17 protein-coding genes are annotated in these 18,445 nt (G+C 70.7%); 8 read left to right on the top strand and 9 right to left on the bottom strand.

The window, feature by feature from the left end:
* The first annotated feature begins 65 nt into the window (after positions 1–65).
* Together H9633_RS10810 and H9633_RS10805 are read left to right on the top strand one after the other, a co-directional pair.
* On the top strand, positions 66–1,664 hold the full coding sequence (locus H9633_RS10810; protein WP_071640700.1) for an acyl-CoA carboxylase subunit beta: 1,599 nt from the start codon (positions 66–68) through the stop codon (positions 1,662–1,664).
* Positions 1,661–1,879 carry an acyl-CoA carboxylase subunit epsilon gene (locus tag H9633_RS10805; RefSeq protein WP_371260969.1) on the top strand — a complete coding sequence of 73 codons (219 nt, stop codon included), beginning with the start codon at positions 1,661–1,663 and terminating at the stop codon, positions 1,877–1,879. Before H9633_RS10810 ends, H9633_RS10805 begins: the two co-directional genes overlap by 4 nt.
* A 244-nt stretch (positions 1,880–2,123) precedes the next feature.
* On the opposite strand, the gene H9633_RS10800 is transcribed toward H9633_RS10805, so the two are convergent.
* The 4 genes from H9633_RS10800 to H9633_RS10785 are packed head-to-tail and all read right to left on the bottom strand — an operon-like array spanning position 2,124 to position 6,264.
* Entirely contained in the window at positions 2,124–3,101 is a 978-nt protein-coding gene (locus H9633_RS10800) for a hypothetical protein (protein WP_225211410.1), read from the bottom strand.
* Positions 3,102–3,118: 17 nt separating this feature from the next.
* Positions 3,119–4,366 carry a sensor histidine kinase gene (locus H9633_RS10795; protein ID WP_191713180.1) on the bottom strand — a complete coding sequence of 416 codons (1,248 nt, stop codon included), beginning with the start codon at positions 4,364–4,366 and terminating at the stop codon, positions 3,119–3,121.
* Positions 4,356–5,018, bottom strand: coding sequence for a response regulator transcription factor (locus H9633_RS10790; RefSeq protein WP_191713179.1), 663 nt, complete (start codon positions 5,016–5,018; stop codon positions 4,356–4,358). Before H9633_RS10790 ends, H9633_RS10795 begins: the two co-directional genes overlap by 11 nt.
* A gap of 46 nt (positions 5,019–5,064) precedes the next feature.
* On the bottom strand, positions 5,065–6,264 hold the full coding sequence (locus H9633_RS10785) for a class I SAM-dependent RNA methyltransferase (protein WP_191713178.1): 1,200 nt from the start codon (positions 6,262–6,264) through the stop codon (positions 5,065–5,067).
* 50 nt (positions 6,265–6,314) lie between these two features.
* Here H9633_RS10785 and H9633_RS10780 point away from each other — a divergent pair, with 50 nt between their 5' ends.
* Together H9633_RS10780 and H9633_RS10775 are read left to right on the top strand one after the other, a co-directional pair.
* The gene (locus tag H9633_RS10780; RefSeq protein ID WP_191713177.1) at positions 6,315–6,962 is read left to right on the top strand and encodes a Maf family protein; all 648 of its coding nucleotides are present in this window, start codon (positions 6,315–6,317) and stop codon (positions 6,960–6,962) included.
* 67 nt (positions 6,963–7,029) lie between these two features.
* Positions 7,030–8,799 carry an acetyl/propionyl/methylcrotonyl-CoA carboxylase subunit alpha gene (locus tag H9633_RS10775; RefSeq protein ID WP_191713176.1) on the top strand — a complete coding sequence of 590 codons (1,770 nt, stop codon included), beginning with the start codon at positions 7,030–7,032 and terminating at the stop codon, positions 8,797–8,799.
* Between the two features lie 68 nt (positions 8,800–8,867).
* Here the strand turns inward: H9633_RS10775 and H9633_RS10770 are convergent, their stop codons facing one another.
* A complete protein-coding gene (locus H9633_RS10770) occupies positions 8,868–10,316 on the bottom strand; it encodes an NAD(P)H-quinone dehydrogenase (RefSeq protein ID WP_191713175.1) in 1,449 nt (482 codons plus the stop codon).
* Between the two features lie 48 nt (positions 10,317–10,364).
* On the opposite strand from H9633_RS10770, the gene H9633_RS10765 reads away from it, so the two are divergent.
* The 3 genes from H9633_RS10765 to H9633_RS10755 are packed head-to-tail and all read left to right on the top strand — an operon-like array spanning position 10,365 to position 13,630.
* On the top strand, positions 10,365–11,198 hold the full coding sequence (locus H9633_RS10765; protein ID WP_191713174.1) for a purine-nucleoside phosphorylase: 834 nt from the start codon (positions 10,365–10,367) through the stop codon (positions 11,196–11,198).
* Positions 11,195–12,859 (top strand): phospho-sugar mutase, encoded by a 1,665-nt coding sequence (locus H9633_RS10760; protein ID WP_191713173.1) that lies wholly within the window; start codon positions 11,195–11,197, stop codon positions 12,857–12,859. The genes H9633_RS10765 and H9633_RS10760 overlap by 4 nt, the downstream gene beginning before the upstream one ends.
* 9 nt (positions 12,860–12,868) lie before the next feature.
* Complete coding sequence (locus H9633_RS10755; RefSeq protein WP_191713172.1) at positions 12,869–13,630, top strand: alpha/beta hydrolase; 762 nt, start codon at positions 12,869–12,871, stop codon at positions 13,628–13,630.
* Here H9633_RS10755 and H9633_RS10750 read toward each other — a convergent pair.
* Positions 13,590–14,270 carry a helix-turn-helix domain-containing protein gene (locus tag H9633_RS10750; RefSeq protein ID WP_191713171.1) on the bottom strand — a complete coding sequence of 227 codons (681 nt, stop codon included), beginning with the start codon at positions 14,268–14,270 and terminating at the stop codon, positions 13,590–13,592. The genes H9633_RS10755 and H9633_RS10750 overlap by 41 nt on opposite strands.
* A gap of 119 nt (positions 14,271–14,389) precedes the next feature.
* On the opposite strand from H9633_RS10750, the gene H9633_RS10745 reads away from it, so the two are divergent.
* Positions 14,390–15,604 (top strand): globin domain-containing protein, encoded by a 1,215-nt coding sequence (locus tag H9633_RS10745; protein WP_071640679.1) that lies wholly within the window; start codon positions 14,390–14,392, stop codon positions 15,602–15,604.
* Between the two features lie 28 nt (positions 15,605–15,632).
* Here the strand turns inward: H9633_RS10745 and H9633_RS10740 are convergent, their stop codons facing one another.
* From H9633_RS10740 to H9633_RS10730, 3 genes are read right to left on the bottom strand one after another with little or no spacing between them, the layout of a single operon-like run.
* Entirely contained in the window at positions 15,633–16,718 is a 1,086-nt protein-coding gene (locus H9633_RS10740) for an adenosine deaminase (protein WP_071640677.1), read from the bottom strand.
* A 16-nt stretch (positions 16,719–16,734) separates the two neighbouring features.
* Entirely contained in the window at positions 16,735–18,045 is a 1,311-nt protein-coding gene (locus H9633_RS10735; protein WP_191713170.1) for a thymidine phosphorylase, read from the bottom strand.
* Positions 18,042–18,440 carry a cytidine deaminase gene (locus H9633_RS10730; protein WP_071640673.1) on the bottom strand — a complete coding sequence of 133 codons (399 nt, stop codon included), beginning with the start codon at positions 18,438–18,440 and terminating at the stop codon, positions 18,042–18,044. Before H9633_RS10730 ends, H9633_RS10735 begins: the two co-directional genes overlap by 4 nt.
* Between the last annotated feature and the right edge of the window lie 5 nt (positions 18,441–18,445).

Genomic DNA, 18,445 nt, shown 5'->3' with positions numbered 1-18,445 from the left:
AGGACAAAGGAACTCCGCTCCCGTTGTGTCGAGCATCCAACAGCCGAACCGGCCCCGGCGCTAGTGTGGAATCCGTGACGGACACGCCAGACCTCTCGACCACGGCCGCCAAGATCGCGGACCTCCGCTCGCGCTTCACCGACGCGGTCCTCGAGCCCGAGAAGATCGCCCAGCAGAAGCAGCACGCCAAGGGCAAGATGACCGCCCGCGAGCGCATCGAGCTCCTGGTCGACACCGGCAGCTTCGTCGAGTTCGACGAGTACGTGCGCCACCGCACGACGTCGTTCGGGATGGACCGCAACCGCCCGTACGGCGACTCGGTCGTCACCGGCGTCGCGACGATCCACGGCCGCACCGTCGCGGTGTACTCGCAGGACTTCACCACCTTCGGCGGTTCGCTCGGCGAGGTCGCCGGCGACAAGATCATCAAGATCATGGAGTTCGCCCTGAAGGGCGGGATGCCGATCATCGGCATCCTCGACTCGGGCGGAGCCCGCATCCAGGAGGGCGTGCTCGCGCTCAGCAAGTACGGCGAGATCTTCCGGCACAACACGCGCTCGTCCGGCGTCATCCCGCAGATCTCGATCATCATGGGTCCGGCCGCCGGCGGCGCCGTGTACGGCCCGGCTCTCACCGACTTCGTCATCATGGTCGACAAGACCAGCCAGATGTTCGTCACCGGCCCCGACGTCATCAAGACCGTCACCGGCGAGGACGTGGGCATGGAGGAGCTCGGCGGCGCGCTCACGCACAACACCCGCTCGGGCGTCGCGCACTACCTCGCCGAGGACGAGGACGACGCCCTCGACTACGCGCGCACGCTGCTCAGCTACCTGCCCGACAACAACATGGCCGAGATCCCCGCCTACGACTCGCTCTTCGAGTGGGAGACGACGGATGCCGATCAGGTGCTGAACAGGATCATCCCCGACTCCCCCAACCAGCCCTACGACATCCACACCGTCATCCAGCACGTGGTCGACGCCGGCGAGTTCCTCGAGGTGCAGCCGCTGTTCGCGCCGAACATCGTCATCGGCTTCGGCCGCGTGGAGGGTCGCTCGGTGGGCATCATCGCCAATCAGCCCTCGCAGATGGCCGGCACCCTGAACATCGAGGCCGGCGAGAAGGCCAGCCGCTTCGTGCGCTTCTGCGACGCGTTCTCGATCCCGATCGTCACCCTCGTCGACGTGCCGGGCTACCTGCCCGGCACCGACCAGGAGTGGACCGGTGTGATCCGCCGCGGTGCGAAGCTCATCTACGCGTACGCGGAGGCGACCGTGCCGATGGTCACCGTGATCCTGCGCAAGGCGTACGGCGGCGCGTACATCGTGATGGGATCCAAGCAGCTCGGTGCCGACGTGAATCTCGCGTGGCCGACGGCAGAGATCGCGGTGATGGGCGGCCAGGGCGCCGTGAACATCCTCTACCGCGGCGAGATCCGCAAGGCCGAGGAGGCTGGCGAGGACGTCGCGGCCGTGCGCACGCGCCTCGCCAACGAGTACACCTACAGCGTGACCAGCCCGTTCCTGGCCGCCGAGCGCGGCGAGATCGACGGCATCATCGAACCGTCCAGCACACGCGTCGCGATCGCGAAGTCGCTGCGCGCCCTGCGCGGCAAGCGGGCCGACCTGCCGCCCAAGAAGCACGGGAACATCCCGCTGTGACCGACGACGACCAGACCCCCCGGATGGAGATCGTCCGCGGCAACCCGACCGAGGAGGAGCTCGCCGCCCTCATCGCCGTCGTCGCCGAGGCGTACTCCCACGAGTCCGCCGAGGCGGTCGCCGATGTGCCGAGCGTGTCGGCGTGGCAGCGCACGCAGCGCGGCATCCGCAGCCCGCTGCGGCGTGACATCCCGTGGGGGCGGTTCTCGGGCTGACCCCGCTCTCGGGCCGGCCGTGGTCTCCCGGGCTGCGGCTGTGACGGATGCCGGGCGGTTTGTCCCCCGAAATACCTACAGACAGACCATCTGCGGGCCGAGAAACTGATAGGGACGCTTCGCGTTAGGCGGCTGCTCTGTCCCCAGGGTAGGCAGACGCAGTACCGCCCACCCCGCGGACAGTTTTCGGGTAGCTGTTCCGCATCTGGCGAGGGGCCGGCAGACCTGCCGCCCCTCGCCTCTCTCATTCCGCGACTCGGCGGATCTCGTGCCAGAGGTCGACGGCGTCCTCGCTCTCGCCGTCGGCGCTGCGCCCGACCACGGTCACCGCGTTCGTGTCGTCCCGGCCGGCTCGGATGATGACTCGATCGGAGTGCGCGCTGGCCAGTACGGCCGCGAGCTCATCCCTGATCTGCCCGGCCCGCTCCTCGTCGATGCCCTCCAGCCCGCCTTCGTCGAACACGGAGACGACCGATCCGCGCCGCCGCGCATCCTTGATCATCGACCTGACGGCGTCGTTGATGAGGCTCGCGCCGCGCAGCTCGTCGCGCAGCGTTCCCTCGGCCAGACGCGCTTCCAGGCGCTCCTGCTCGGTGATCTCGCCCCTCGTCGCGACCGTGCGCGAGAGCACAGGTCCGGCGATGACCAGCGCCCGCTGCGTGCGCACCCTGCGCTCCCGCTGGCGCACGAGCTGCGAGGCGTGCCAGGCGGAGACGCCGCGCTGAACGTCCGTGAGGCGCTCGGTGTCGCGGATCGCCCTGTTCCAGAACAGCACGAGCACCTGGGCCACCACCACCCAGGTGATGGATCCGACCAGGCCGAGGGTCAGAGCCCGGTCGAGTCCCATGTACGCCCAGGTGGACAGCGCGAGGATCCCGAGGATCAGCCATCCGAAGAAGAAGCGCCGCCGCACCACGCAGACCACGCCGAGCAGGCCGGTCGCGCCGATGTACCAGGTCGCGAACGGGGCACCGCGCATCGATGCCTCCAGCGACAGGCTCACCAGGGATGGCACACCGGCGGCGGCGACGGTTGCGAGGAGAGTCGCCCCGAGCGGCATGCGCACACTGTGCGACGCGCCGGCGAGCACCGCGACGAGCATCGCAGCGAGGAACAGCAGGATCCCGGCGATCATCAGCAGCGGGTTCGACGGCTGGTCGACCCACCCGATGCCGCGCGCCGCGAAGTAGACGGCGAAGCCGAGCGCGAGAGCGGTCGTCATGCTCCGGACTGTCCGCGTCATGATTCGCGCCACCCCAGCTCGACGGTGGTGCCGGTCGAATCCGTCACGATGTTGGAGGTTCCGGCCACCGCTGCCATCCGGGCGACGATGGATGCGCGGATCCCGAGGCGATCCTCACCGATGGCGGCAAGGTCGAACCCGGGTCCGGTGTCGGAGACGGCGATGGTCAGCTGCCCTTCTTCGGGTGATTCCACGATCACGTGCAGGCCGCGGCCCTTCGCGTGCAGGACCGCATTGTTGATCGCCTGCCGCGCGGCGAGCACCATGGCACGGGCAACCCGCCCCGGAACCGCCACGGGAACACCGCGCTCTTCGACGACGGCATCGGCGCCCTGCTCCGACAGAGCACGTCTCAGCTCGGCGACGATCCTCGATCGCGCCGCAGGCTCGTCGCTGCCCTCCTGCGCGATGGCGGCCTCGGTGTTGGCCAGGCGGGTGAGAGCCTCTCGCGCCATCGCGACCGCCAGCGAGCGCTCACGTGCGCTCTCGGCGCGCTCCGCGCTGATCAGAGCCGCCAGCACGCTGTCGTGCATCAGGGCCGACATCGCCATGCGCTCCTCCTCGGCGGCCGACGCCGCCGCCGCCTCCGCGTACGTCTCGACAGCCCGCGCTCGGGCGTCGTCGACACCGGCGGCGACCTGTCGGAACATCCACCCCAGCGAGACGATCACCGATCCCAGGATGAGCGTGAACGACACGTCGAAGGCGGTCGTGATCCAGTAGCTCTGCTCGAAGCCGCCCTGCACGAGGCGAACGTATCCGTATACGAAGGGCAGTCCGATCGCCCAGACGAACTGCAGGCGGGGCGAGAAGGCCAGCAGGGCCGCCACCACGCCGATGTTCACGAGGAAGAAGATCCACGGCTGGTTCTCGGCTTCGTTGAGCCCTCGATCGACCACGACCGGCCAGATCGCCAGAGCCACGGCGTACAGCACCGCGAACGAGCCGCACGCCTGGCTGATCCACCGGCCGGAGAAGCACGCGACGATCATCCACAGCAGCGGCCCGAACACCATGACCATGACGGCCACGTGCGGTCCGTCCAGCAGGTCGATCCGGCTCAGGGCACCCAGAAGAGCCTGCGCTCCCAGCGCCGTCGAGCCGATACCGCCCACCGTGGCGAGTATCCGCTCCATCCGCTGCCCGGTGAAGCGCTCGAGACCGACACCCACCTCGCCTGGCGAAGGGAGACTGGTCCACGCCTCGCTGATCGCGTCGATGTCAGCCCGGACCTCACTCGCCACTCGGCGCACCGTCCGATTCGACGATGCCGTCTTCCATGGCACGACGCAGCAGGTCGACCTTCGTGGGCGCGGGGCGCCCCACTTCGACGTACTTCACGCGGATGCGCGTGATGTTCTCCTTCGCGGTCGAGTACGCGACCCCGAGACGCTCGGCGACGGCCTTCAGCGGCAGCCCGGCGGCGTACAGCCGCAGCACCTCGCGCTCCCTGGTCGACAGCTGCGCGTCGGCGAACTCGCGGTCGCCGTCGACGGCGCTGGCCCATTCGACGTTGTTCAGCGCCTCGCCGCGCGCGACCGTGCGGATGGCATCGAGCACGTCGCCCAGCGCCGACGACTTGCTGACCACCCCGGCGGCTCCCGCGGCGAGCGCTTCGCGCACCGAGGCCGGCCGGTCGGCGACGCTGTGGATCACGACGCTCGCGCCGTCGGCGACCAGCCTCGCGACGTTCTCGGTCACGGTCGTGCCGTCACCGAGAGTGAGGTCGAGCACCACCACGTCGACGGGCGGCTCGGCGGACGTCGCCCGCCAGGTCAGGTACTCCTTGACGGTTCCGCCGGAGAAGACGACGCGCTCGCCGCCCTCGCGCAGGCATGCGGCCTCCAGGCCGAGGCGCACGGACTCGTGATCGTCGATGAGGGCGACGGTACTCATGTCGTCAGCCTACCGATTGCACGGCGGCGCGCCGTGCTCGAGCACGTCAGCGCTCGAGCAGCGCGACGGCCTCGAAGTGGTGCGAGTGCGGGAAGAGGTCGAAGGCGCGCAGCGACGCGACATCCCAGCCCAGCTCGCGGAACGTGCCGAGATCGCGCGCGAGCGCGACCGGATCGCAGGCGACGTAGACGACGGCCTCGGGGGCGAGGGCGCTGATCGCCTCGACGACCCCGCGCCCCGCCCCGGCGCGCGGCGGATCGAGCACGACGGCGCCGGCACGCGTGTCGTCGGGGATGCCGGTGAGGAAGCGGTCGACCCGCGCGGTGACCGCATGCACGTCGACGTCGGCCAGGTTGGCGGCCGCGTGCTCGGTCGCGCGGCGGTCCGACTCGACGGTGACGATGTCCTGCGCGCCCTGCTCGGCGAGTGTCGCCGCGAACAGTCCGACGCCTCCGTAGAGGTCGAAGTGCGTGGCATCCGGATCCACCCGACCGGCGAGCGCCTGGACGACGGCGTCGTGCAGCGTCTCAGCGGCGCGCGGGTGCACCTGCCAGAATCCGGACGCATCGAGCTGGAAGCGGCGCCCGCGCACCTGCTCGAACACCACCTCGGCGCGGCCGCGACGAGCGCCCTCGGGCCGCGGCAGCACCCGCACGCGCCCGTCGCCCGCTTCCACCAGATCGACCCGGCCCGGCTTCTGCGAGCGCAGGCCGAAGGCCGCGGTCTCGACGGCGGGGCGCGCGAGGGGCAGTGTGGCGACGTCGATCACGCGATGGCTGCGGGCCGCGTACGGACCGACGCGTCCGTCGGCGTCGACGTGCAGCGAGACGCGGGTGCGCCATCCGGTGCCGTCGGCCTGATCGACCGGCTCCACGACGGGAGCGGCCAGCCCCGCGCCGGCGAACTTGTCGAGGGCCTCCTGCAGCACCTGCCGCTTCAGCGCGCGCTGATGCGCGAGGTCGATGTGTCCGAGATCGGCCCCGCCCACTCGGTCCGCGGGGGCGCGGGAGATGTCGGCCTCGGCCCAGACATGGTCGCGGCGGTGCGGCGATGCGTCGAGCACCTCGAGCGTCTCGGCGCGCCAGAACCGCTTGCCGTCCTCCCCCTCGGTCACCTCGGCGCGCACCCGCTCCCCGGGGATGGCGTCGGGCACGAACACGACCCGCCCCTCGTGCCGGGCGATGAAGGTGCCGCCGTGCGCGATACCGGTGATGTCGAGGTCGAGCGTGCGGGCCGAAGAGGTCATCCCTCCAGGATCCCACACACCGCTGAGATCTCACGGGCTAGCGTGGAGGGATGCGCGTGTGCCTGGCATCCACCTCCCCCGCCCGCCTGATGCTGCTGCGGCAGGCGGGCATCGAACCGCTCATCGTGGCGCCCACGGTCGACGAGGACGCCGTCGCCGCCGCCGCGAGCGCGGAACGCGGAGCCCCGCTCGCACCGGACGAGCTGGTGCTTCTGCTCGCCAGGGCGAAGGCCGCCGATGTCGCGGGGCGCATCCACGCCGAGCATCCGCGCTTCGACGGCATCGTGATCGGCGGCGACTCGATGTTCGCCATCGGAGGGCAGGTGCACGGCAAGCCGTACACGCCGGAGGCGGCATACGAGCGCTGGCAGCAGATGCGCGGCGCCACCGGCATCCTGCACTCCGGTCACTCGGTCTTCCGCGTCGGACCCGACCGCGAGCCGGTGGAGGCGACGGCCGTCGCCGAGGCTGCGGTCACCTTCGCCGACGATGTGACGGATGCCGAACTGGCGGCGTACATCGACAGCGGCGAGCCGCTGCACGTGGCGGGCGCGTTCACGGTCGACAGTCTCGGCGGGCCGTTCATCACGCGAGTCGAGGGCGATCCGTCGACGGTGGTGGGCATGTCGCTGTCGACACTTCGCCGCCTGGCGCGGGAGCTCGACGTCGTCTGGACCGATTTGTGGTCGCAGTCCTAACGGATTGCCGTATTTCTTGTGGAGAGTCGTCAAAAGGATCGGCGTCGACCTCGCTAGGCTGAAGCCCATGCCTGATATCGCCAAGGTGCTCATCGCGAACCGCGGCGAGATCGCCGTACGCATCATCCGCGCCGCCCGGGACTCCGGAATCTCCTCCGTCGCCGTGTACGCCGACCAGGATCGCGACGCCCTGCACGCGCGTCTCGCCGACGAGGCCTACAGCCTCGACGGGGTCACGAGCGCAGCGACCTACCTGCAGATCGACAAGATCCTCTCCGTGGCGCGTCGCGCCGGCGCCGACGCCGTGCACCCGGGATACGGGTTCCTGGCCGAGAACGCCGACTTCGCGCGCGCCGTCATCGGCGCGGGGATGACGTGGATCGGCCCATCGCCCGAAGCCATCGAGGCGCTCGGCGACAAGGTGACCGCCCGTCACGTCGCAGAGAAGGTCGGCGCACCGCTGGCCCCCGGCACCCCCGGACCGGTCGACGGCGCAGACGACGTCATCGCCTTCGCGAAGGAGCACGGCCTGCCGATCGCCATCAAGGCGGCATACGGCGGCGGCGGGCGCGGTCTCAAGGTCGCGCGCGAGCTCGACGAGGTCGCCGAGCTCTTCGAGTCGGCGACGCGCGAGGCGGTCGCCGCGTTCGGCCGTGGCGAGTGCTTCGTCGAGAAGTACCTCGACAAGCCGCGCCACGTCGAGACGCAGTGCCTTGCGGATGCCGAGGGCAACGTCGTCGTCATCTCGACCCGCGACTGCTCGCTGCAGCGACGTCACCAGAAGCTCGTCGAGGAGGCGCCGGCGCCCTTCCTCACCGACGAGCAGAACGAGCTGCTGTACTCCGCGTCGAAGGCCATCCTCAAGGAGGTCGGCTACCTCGGCGCGGGCACCTGCGAGTTCCTCATCGGCGCTGACGGCACGGTCTCGTTCCTCGAGGTGAACACCCGCCTGCAGGTCGAGCACCCGGTGTCCGAGGAGGTCACCGGAATCGATCTCGTGCGCGAGCAGTTCCGCATCGCCGCCGGCGGCACCATCGACTACGACGACCCGGCACCGCAGGGCCACTCGATCGAGTTCCGCATCAACGGCGAGGACCCGGGTCGCGGCTTCCTCCCCCAGCCCGGCCCGATCAACGTCTTCAAGACGTTCGGCGGTCCCGGCATCCGTCTCGACTCGGGCGTCACGGCAGGCGACGCCGTCTCGGGCGCCTTCGACTCGCTGCTGGCGAAGATCATCGTCACCGGCCGCGACCGCGCCGAGGCCCTCGAGCGCTCCCGTCGGGCGCTCGACGAATTCGAGGTGGCCGGCATGCCGACCGTGCTCCCGTTCCACCGCAAGGTCGTCCGGGACCCGACGTTCGTCGCCGCCGACGGCGAGTTCGGCGTGTACACGCGCTGGATCGAGACCGAGTTCGTCAACGACATCCCCGCGTGGGACGGCGAGCTCGACGAGCCCGCCCCCGCGCCCGGCCGTCACACCGTCGTCGTCGAGGTCGCCGGCAAGCGCCTCGAGGTGAGCCTTCCCGACCGCGTCGTCGCCCCCGTCGCGGGAACCGCCGGCCGTCCGGCGGCGGTTCCGCCGTCGCGACGCAGCCACACCGCCACCGCGAACGCCGGAGCGTCGGGCGATGCCGTCAAGTCGCCCATGCAGGCGACCGTCGTCAAGCTCGCCGTCGAAGAGGGCCAGCACGTCGTCAAGGGCGACCTCGTGGTCGTGCTCGAGGCGATGAAGATGGAGCAGCCGCTGCAGGCGCACAAGGACGGCGTCGTCGGCGCCATCGACGCCACCCCCGGTACGACCGTCTCGGCCGGGCATCAGCTGCTGACGATCAGCTGACCCGCACCCGATGCACAGAAGGCGCGTCCCGATCCCGGGGCGCGCCTTCTGCGTCTGCGGTGGTCGGGTCAGACGACGCCGACCGCATGCATGGCACGGGTCGCATCGGTGATGCTGGTGGTCAGCGACGGATAGGCGGCGAACACGCGCGCGACCTGGTCGACGGTGAGGCGACGCTCGATCGCCATCGCGATCGGGTAGATCAGCTCGGATGCCCGTGGCGCGACGATCACACCGCCGACCACCGTCCCCGAGCCGCGCAGCGCGATGATCTTAACGAAGCCGTCCTTGATGCCCAGCATCTTCGCGCGCGGGTTGGCGGCGAGCGGCAGCTTGTGCGCGATGCCGTCGGCCTGCCCGTTCGCGACGTCCTGCTCGGAGTAGCCGACCGTCGCGATCTCGGGTGCGGTGAAGATGTTGGCGGTGATCTTGCGCACCTCGAGCGGGATCACGATGTCACCCAGCGCGTGGAAGACGGCCGTGCGCCCCTGCATGGATGCGACGGATGCCAGCGGGAAGAAGTTCGTGCAGTCGCCCACGGCGTAGACGTTGGGAACCGAGGTGCGCGCCACCCGGTTGACCCGCACGTGACCGGATTCGGTGAGCCCGATGCCCGCCTCCTCGAGGCCGATGCCGGCCGTGTTCGGGATCGATCCGACCGCCATCAGACAGTGGCTGCCCTCGACGGTGCGACCGTCGGACAGGGTGACCCGCACCCCGTCATCGGTGCGCTGCACGCTCTCTGCGCGGGACTTCGAGAGCACCTTCATGCCGCCGCGGGTGAACACCTTCTCGAGCACCTTCGCGGCGTCCTCGTCCTCACCGGGCAGCACCTGGTCGCGGCTCGAGATGAGCGTGACCTTCGCGCCGAGGTTCATGTACGCCGACGCGAACTCCGCACCGGTCACACCCGAGCCCACGACGATCAGGTGCTCGGGCAGCGCCTTCATGTCGTACAGCTGGGTCCAGGTGAGGATGCGCTCGCCGTCGGGCTTCGCCGAGGGCAGCTCGCGGGGCGAGGCGCCGACCGACACGACGATGGTGTCCGCCTCGACACGGTCGAAGTCCGTGCCGTGCAGTCCCGTGGAGACCACGATGGCGTTGGGACCTTCCAGGCGGCCGTGTCCGGAGATGATGCGCACGCCGGCCTCGAGCAGGGTGGAGCGCATGTCCTCCGACTGCTGGCCGGCGAGGGCGAGCAGTCGCTTGTTGACGGCGGCGAGGTTGATGGCGATCTCGGGCTTGAGCGGCCTGTCGTCCGCGCCGCGCGCGTAGAACTGCACGCCGAGGTCGGTGGCCCCGGCGATGGCGACGGCGGCATCGGCGGTGGCGATGAGGCTCTTGGACGGCACCACATCGGTGAGCACGGCCGACCCGCCCACGCCCACGCGCTCGACGAGCGTCACATCCGCTCCCAGCTGCGCTGCGGCGAGCGCCGCCTCGTACCCACCGGGACCGCCGCCGAGGACGGCGACGCTCTGCCTGTTCGCGAAGGAAGTCTGAGACATGAACTCCATTCTTCCGCAATCCTGGCAGCGGCCCCGCCACCTTCCTAGAGTGGAGGCATGCGTGAGAACTCCCTGAACCCCCTGGACGACCCGACGGCCGATCCGTTCGCCGTCGCCGCCGATGCGGCCGCCGACATCGCTCGCCTGACCGGGGTCGACCACCACGACATCGCCCTGACCCTCGGCTCCGGCTGGGGCAAGGCCGCCGAGCTGATCGGCGAGACCGTCGCCACCGTTCCCGCCACCGAGGTGACCGGCTTCTCGAAGCCCGCGCTCGACGGGCATGTCGGCACGCTGCGCAGCATCCGCACCCCCGGCGGCCGAAACGTGCTGGTGATCGGTGCGCGCACGCACTACTACGAGGCCCACGGCGTGCGCCGGGTCGTGCACTCGGTGCGCACCGCAGCCGCGACGGGCGCGAAGACCATGGTGCTCACCAACGGCGCCGGGGGGATCCGCGAGACGTGGAAGCCCGGCCAGCCGGTGCTGATCAGCGACCACATCAACCTCACCGCCGACTCGCCGCTCGAGGGCGCGACCTTCGTCGACCTCACCGACCTGTACTCGACGCGGCTGCGCGACATCGCCCGCACCGTCGACCCCACTCTCGACGAGGGCGTGTACACCCAGTTCCGCGGCCCGCACTACGAGACCCCGGCGGAGGTGCAGATGGCCAAGGCTATCGGCGGTGACATCGTCGGCATGTCGACCGCTCTCGAGGCGATCGCCGCCCGGCAGGCGGGCATGGAGATCCTCGGCTTCTCGCTGATCACGAACCTCGCCGCCGGCATCCAGAAGACCCCGCTCAGCCACGAGGAGGTCATCGAGGCCGGCCGTGAGGCCGAGCCGGTGATCTCGGCGCTGCTGGCCCGAGTGATCGAGGCGCTGTGAGCGAGCGGCTCGACCAGGCGCGCGCCTGGCTGCGACAGGACCCGGATGCCGAGACCCGCGACGAGCTCGCCGGCATCATCACCCGCGCCGCGGGCGGTGACGCGGCGGCTCTCGCCGATCTCGAGGACCGCTTCGGCAGACGGCTCGCCTTCGGCACCGCGGGTCTGCGCGGTGAGCTGGGCGCGGGCAGCAACCGCATGAACCGCGTGCTCGTGACCCAGGCGGCCGCAGGCTTCGCGGGGTACCTGCTGCAGCGCAGCACGACGCGTCCCACCGTGGTCATCGGCTACGACGGCCGACGCAACTCCCGCCGCTTCGCGCTCGACTCGGCCGAGATCCTCGCCGGTGCCGGGCTGCGCACGATCCTGCTGCCGAGACTGCTGCCGACGCCGGTGCTCGCGTTCGCGGTGCGCCACCTGCAGGCGGATGCCGGAATCATGGTCACCGCCAGCCACAACCCGCCGAACGACAACGGCTACAAGGTCTACCTCGGCGGCGAGGACGGCGGATCGCAGATCGTCGCTCCGGCGGACGCGCAGATCGCCGCGCACATCCAGCGCGTCGCCGATGCGGGCGACGTGAGCCTGCTGCCCCGCTCGGCCGCGTACGAGATCGCCGGTGACGACGTCGTCGACGCCTACATCGCGGCGACCGCAGCCGTGGCTCCCGCACCGTTCGGCGTGCAGGAGATGCGCTGGGTGTACACGGCCCTGCACGGCGTGGGCTGGGAGACCTTCTCGCGCGTCGTGAAGGCCGCGGGCTACCCGGCCCCGCGCATCGTCGACGCGCAGCGCGACCCCGATCCGACGTTCCGCACCGTCTCGTTCCCCAATCCCGAGGAGCCGGGTGCGATGGACCTCGCGTTCGCTCGAGCGCGTGAGGCGGATGCCGAGTTCATCATCGCGAACGACCCCGACGCCGATCGTCTGGCCGTCGCCATCCCGGATCCGGCAGCCGAGGGCGGCTGGCGCCGCCTGACCGGCAACGAGGTCGGGCTGCTGCTCGGCTGGCGGGCGGCACGCGCCGCGCAGGGCACGGCAGGGGCATCCCTCGCCTGCTCGCTGGTCTCCTCCCCCGGGCTCGGTGCGGTCGCCGAGCGCTACGGACTCGACTTCCACGAGACGCTCACCGGCTTCAAATGGATCTCGCGTGCTCCCGGCATGGTGTTCGGCTTCGAAGAGGCTCTCGGCTACCTGGTGAACCCCGACACCGTGCGCGACAAGGACGGCATCTCCGCCGCGGTCGCCCTGCTCGGCCTCGCCGCCGAGGCGCGGGTGCGCGAGACCACGCTCGCCGGCCTGCTCGACGAGCTCGGTGCCGAGATCGGCCACTTCGCGAGCGGCCAGGTATCGGTGCGCGTCGACGATCTGAGCCTGATCGGCTCGACGATGGCGTCTCTGCGCGCCCAGCCGCCCGCGGCGTTCGGCGCGCGGGCGGTCGCGTCGGCAGAGGATCTGGCCACCGGTGACGCGGGGGTGCCCGCGGGAGACGTGCTGCGCTACCGCCTCGACGACGGGTCGCGTGTCATCGTGCGCCCCAGCGGCACCGAGCCGAAGCTGAAGGTGTACATCGACGCGCGCGGCGAGAGCACGGCCGACGCCGCCCGCGCCGTCGCCGAGCTCGAAGCCGCCGTGCGGGAGCTCCTCGCCGCGCGGCGGTGAGTCGCGCCGATGCCGCGGATGAGAGCGCCACGCAGCAGGGGTAGGCGGATCGTCGTCCGCGCACTGTGGTCGCTGGGGGCACTGATCGTGCTGATCGTCGTCGGGACCCTGGTGTGGACGCAGGTGGGCGTGATGTCCGCAGAACCCGATCCGCTGGCGCAGGCGAGGGCGAACCCCGCGCTCGAGATCGAGGACGCCCCTGAGGGCACCGTGCTCTCCCCCGCGGACGGCGACTCGGACGTCGGCCTGGTGTTCATCCCCGGCGCCAAGGTGCAGCCCGAGGGCTATGTCGCGACGCTGCAGGAGCTCGCCGCCGAGGACGGCATCACCGTCGTCATCACCCGACCGTGGTTGAATCTCGCGTTCTTCGATCCGCGTGGGCTGGACGCCTTCACCTCCGCCGCATCCGACGTGGACTCATGGATGGTGGGCGGTCACTCCCTGGGCGGGGTGCGCGCCTGCCAGCTGGCACCGGACGCGGATGCCCTGGTGCTGTTCGCCTCGTACTGCGCGAACGACCTGTCGGACTCGGGGGTGCCGGTGCTGAGCCTGTCCGGAAGCGAGGATGGCCTGTCGACACCCGAGAAGATCGCGGATGCGAGGGATCTGCTTCCGGCGGATGCCGAGCTCGTCGAGATCGACGGCGCCTCGCACGCGTCGTTCGGCTCCTACGGCCCGCAGGCGGGCGACGGCACTCCCACCATCACGGACGCCGCCGTGCGGGTGCAGATCACGGAGCTCGTGGGGGATCTCGCGGCGGCGGTGCGCTGACCGGGTCGGGTACGGCCCGGTCACGGGCGTGGCGCAGCAGCAGGGCACAGGAGTCCGCGGTGATGAACGGGTCGAGTCGCTCGACCTCGAGCGGACCATCGACCTGGGCGAGCGTGTCGCGCGCCAGCCGGGCATGCGTGCCGCACACCGTCGACTGATCCTGCGCGAGCATCCCGCGGTAGTTGCACGGCAGCATCTCGAAGCGCAGCGCCGATTCGTCGAGGACGGGGCTGAGCCCGGCGTCATCGAGATGCTCGTACAGCACATCGAGCTGCGCCTCGGCATCCACGTCGTCCTCCCGCGCCGCGTCGCCTGACGTCGGCGGGGTCACCGCGCGCAACAGGGCACCGCGTCGACGCGCGCCGTCGACGCGACGCTGCGCCGCGGGGTTCGACCCCGCCTCCCGCACCGGGTGGTAGGCGAGCGGCGGACGGCCCCTGCTGCCCACCTGCAGCCTCTCCTCGCGCACGAGGCCCTCCTGAACGAGCACGCGCAGGTGATCTCGGGCGGTGTTGAGCGGCATCCCGCAACGTTCGGCGAGTTCGGCGATGCGCAGACCTGGCTCGCTCTGCACGGCGCGCAGCAGACGAAGGCGGCTCGGCTGAGTGAGACCGCGGTAATCGTCGACTCGGCGTGGCATTCCTTCAGGCTACGGCGCCGGCGTCTGCCGCGCTCGGAATAGAACCGGTGAAAACCCCTCCTCGCCGCCAGAGCCCGAGCGCAGAGTGGAGGGGACGCAGACCCCACGAAAGGAACGTCATGAAGCTCTCGCCCGAGTCCGAAGCAGTCGTCGCCGCCACGGCCGGCGTCGTCGCCGCGCACGCCGAGCGGATCACGAAGGTGTTCTACCCCGCCATGTTCGCGGCTCACCCCGAACTGCTGCGGGTGTTCAACCGAGCCAACCAAGCGATCGGCGAGCAGCCGAAGGCGCTCGCCGCCTCGGTGGTCGCGTTCGCGGTGCAGCTCATCGACCCCTCCGCTCCCGACTTCACTCCCGTGATGCGCCGGATCGCCCACAAGCACGTCTCCCTCGGCATCTCGGCCGGCGACTACACGATCGTCGGCCGCCATCTGCTCGACGCGGTGGGCACGGTGCTCGGCGACGCCGTCACCGCCGAGGTGCGGGCCGCCTGGGACGAGGTGTACTGGCTGTTCGCCACCGCGCTGATCGCCGAGGAGGCGCGGCTGTACGCCCTGTCGGGCACAGACCCGCAGAACCCGTGGCGCGACTACCGGGTGGTGGAGCGGTTCGAGGAGTCGGAGGACATCTTCTCGCTGCTGCTGGCACCGGTCGACGGCCTGATCCCCTCCCACCGCACCGGACAGTACGTCGCCATCGCCGTCGACCTGCCGGACGGCAGCAGACAGCCACGCCAGTACACGATCTCATCCGGTCCGCGCGGCGACTCGATCCGGGTGACGATCAAGCGAGTGCACGGGGCGGGCGGCGCACCCGACGGACAGGTCTCGACATGGCTGTGGCAGCACGCGCAGCCCGGCACCGTGCTCGACGTCTCGCAGCCGGCGGGTGACGTCGTGCTCGACGACGAGGATCACCCGCTCGTGCTCGTCTCGGCGGGGATCGGGATCACGCCGGTCGCCGCCATCATGGAAGACCTCTCCCGCCGCCAGCCCGCCCGCACCGTGCGGCTGTTCCACGCCGACCGCGCTCATGACACGCACGCGCTGTACGCGTCGCTGCGCCGCCAGGTGCTGGCCATGCCCGATGCCAGGGCGCAGAACTGGTACGAGCGGGACGCCCTCGGCGCGCCCACCCTGCACCCGGCGCGCGAGGGCTTCATGGACCTCAGCGAGGTCGATCTGCCCGAGCACGCCTCGGTGTTCATGTGCGGTCCGCTGCCGTTCATGCAGTCCATGCGCCGCACACTCATCGGCCGCGGCGTGCCCGCCGATCGCATCCACTACGAGGTGTTCGGCCCCGATCTGTGGGCTCAGAACCCGGAAGCCGCCTGAGCGGCGTGTCGGCCGTCCGCCGAGGGGTTCAGCGCTCGAACCCCTCGGCGATCATCTCGACGAGCTCTTCGCGCTCTTCCACCGGCAGGAATGCGGCGGACGCGGCGTTGAACTGAAAGGCCTCGAGATCGTCGAGGTCGTAGCCGAACGCGTCGACCAGCAGCGAGAGCTCGCGCGTGAGCGACGTGCCGCTCATCGTGCGGTTGTCGACGTTCACGGTGACCGAGAAGCCGAGCTGGTAGAGCAGGTCGAAGGGGTGGTCCGCGACCTCATCGCCCCACTGGGCGATCGCGCCGGTCTGCAGGTTGGACGACGGCGAGAGCTCCAGCGGGATCTCCCGGTCGCGCACCCAGCGGGCCAGATCGCCGAACTGCACCTGCACCTCGTCGCCCTCGCGCTCGATGATCTGCAGGTCCTCGGCGATGCGCACGCCGTGGCCGAGGCGCAGCGCGCGTCCGTCGATCAGGGCGGAGCGGATGGATGCCGGCCCCGCGGCCTCTCCCGCGTGCACGGTGACCGGCAGGAACTCGCCGGCAAGGTAGTCGAAGGCCGCGCGGTGCTCCGACGCCGGGAAGCCGTCCTCCGGCCCGGCGATGTCGAAGCCGACGACGCCGCTCTCGCGATGACGCACGGCGAGCTCGGCGATCTCCCGCACGCGGGAGCCCTGGCGCATGGCCGAGATGATCTGACCGACCCGGATGCTGCGCCCGGCGGCATCCGCCTCATCCTCGCCCTCCTCGATGCCGCGCTGCACGGCGCGCACGGCGTCGTCCAGGCTGAGGCCGCCGGCGACGTGCTGCTCGGGTGCCCAGCGCACCTCGCCGTAGATCACGCCGTCGGCGGCGAGGTCGGCGACGAACTCGCGGGCGACCCGCGTGAGGGCTCGCTCGGACTGCATGACGGAGGTCACGAGGTCGAACGACTTCAGGTACTCCACGAGAGAGCCGGCATCGCTCTGCTGCGCGATCCAGCGACTCATCCCCTTGGGATCCTGCGCCGGGGTCTGGATGCCGCCGGCATCGGCCAGCTCGAGGATCGTCGCGGGACGCACGCCGCCGTCGAGGTGGTCGTGCAGCGAGATCTTGGGCAGGGCGCGCAGCTCGTCGATCTTCATGGTGATCCTCCGGTACTCAGGCGGTGATGCGCTCGCGCACGATGGGCTGTGCGGCGGGTGCCGCTGCAGCGTCGCCGATCTCGTAGGCGCCGTCCAGCGCCTCGAGAGCGCGGGCGAAGCGCCCCTCGTCATCGGCCGACAGGGTGAACAGCGGCTCTCCGGCGGTGACCGTCTGGCCGGGCTTGACGGCGAGGTCGATCCCGGCGGCGAAGATCACCGGATCCTCGGCGCGGGCGCGCCCGGCGCCGAGGCGCCATGCGGCGATGCCGAACGGCAGCGCGTCCATGCGGGTCACCACGCCGTCGCGGTCGGCGGTGACGACGTGCGTCTCCCGGGCGGTCGGCAGCGCGGCATCCGGGTCGCCGTCCTGGGCGCGGATCATCGCCCTCCAGCTGTCCATGGCGCGGCCGTCGTCGAGGGCCGCCTCGACATCCGCATCCGGCTGTCCTGCCAGCGAGAGCATCTCGCGGGCGAGGGCGAGGGTCAGCTCGCGCACGTCGGCAGGGCCGCCGCCGGCGAGGATCTCGACCGACTCGCGCACCTCGTTGGCGTTGCCGATCGCGAGACCGAGCGGAACATTCATGTCGGTCAGCAGGGCGGTCGTCGCGACACCCGAGTCGGTGCCGAGCTCGACCATCGTGCGCGCCAGCTCGCGGGCCCGATCGATGTCCTGCATGAAGGCGCCGTTGCCGAACTTCACGTCGAGCACGAGCGCGTCGGTGCCCTCGGCGATCTTCTTCGACATGATGCTCGACGCGATCAGGGGGATCGCCTCGACCGTGCCGGTCACATCGCGAAGCGCGTAGAGCTTCTTGTCGGCGGGCGCGAGACCCGAGCCGGCGGCGCAGATCACCGCGCCGACGTCGGACTGCATCTGCGCGAACATCTCGTCGTTGCTGAGCGCCGCCCGCCAGCCCGGGATCGATTCGAGCTTGTCGAGCGTGCCGCCGGTGTGGCCGAGGCCGCGGCCGCTGAGCTGCGGGACCGCCACGCCGAACACGGCGACCAGCGGTGCCAGCGGCAGGGTGATCTTGTCGCCCACGCCGCCGGTGGAGTGCTTGTCGACGGTGCGCTTGCCGAGGCTGGCGAAGCTCATCCGCTCCCCCGACGCGATCATCGCGTCCGTGAGCACGCGGATCTCCTCGCGCTGCATGCCGCGCTGGAAGATCGCCATCGCGAACGACGCCATCTGGGCGTCCGACACGTAGCCGCGGGTGTACGCGTCGACCATCCACCGCAGCGCCGCCTCGGGCACCACTCCGCCGTCGCGCTTGGCACGGATCACGTCGATCGCGTCGAACGCCTCGACGCCGGTCTGAGAGCTCATCGGGCGTCCTCCAGATCGCGCGGCCCGAACGCGTCGGGCAGCACCTCGTCGATGGTGCGGATGCCCGAGACGGTCTCGAGCAGCATCTCGGGGCTGGAGTGCTCGAACAGCAGCTGACGGCAGCGACCGCACGGCATGATCGTCTGTCCGTCGTTGTTCACGCAGACGAACGCGATGAGCCGACCGCCACCGGACATGTGCAGGTCGCCGACCAGAGCGCATTCGGCGCACAGGCCGACGCCGTACGAGGCGTTCTCGACGTTGCATCCGGCGACGATGCGTCCGTCGTCCACGAGCGCGGCCGCGCCCACCCGGTATCGCGAATACGGCGCGTACGCCTTCTGCATCGCCTCGGAGGCGACCTGTCTCAGCTCGTCCCAATCGATGTCGGTCACGTGTT

The sequence above is a fragment of the Microbacterium commune genome, assembly GCF_014836945.1.
Taxonomy (GTDB): Bacteria; Actinomycetota; Actinomycetes; order Actinomycetales; family Microbacteriaceae; genus Microbacterium; species Microbacterium commune.
The sequence above is the reverse complement of the archived record's forward strand: the minus strand, read 5'-3'. Positions and strand labels throughout refer to the sequence as shown.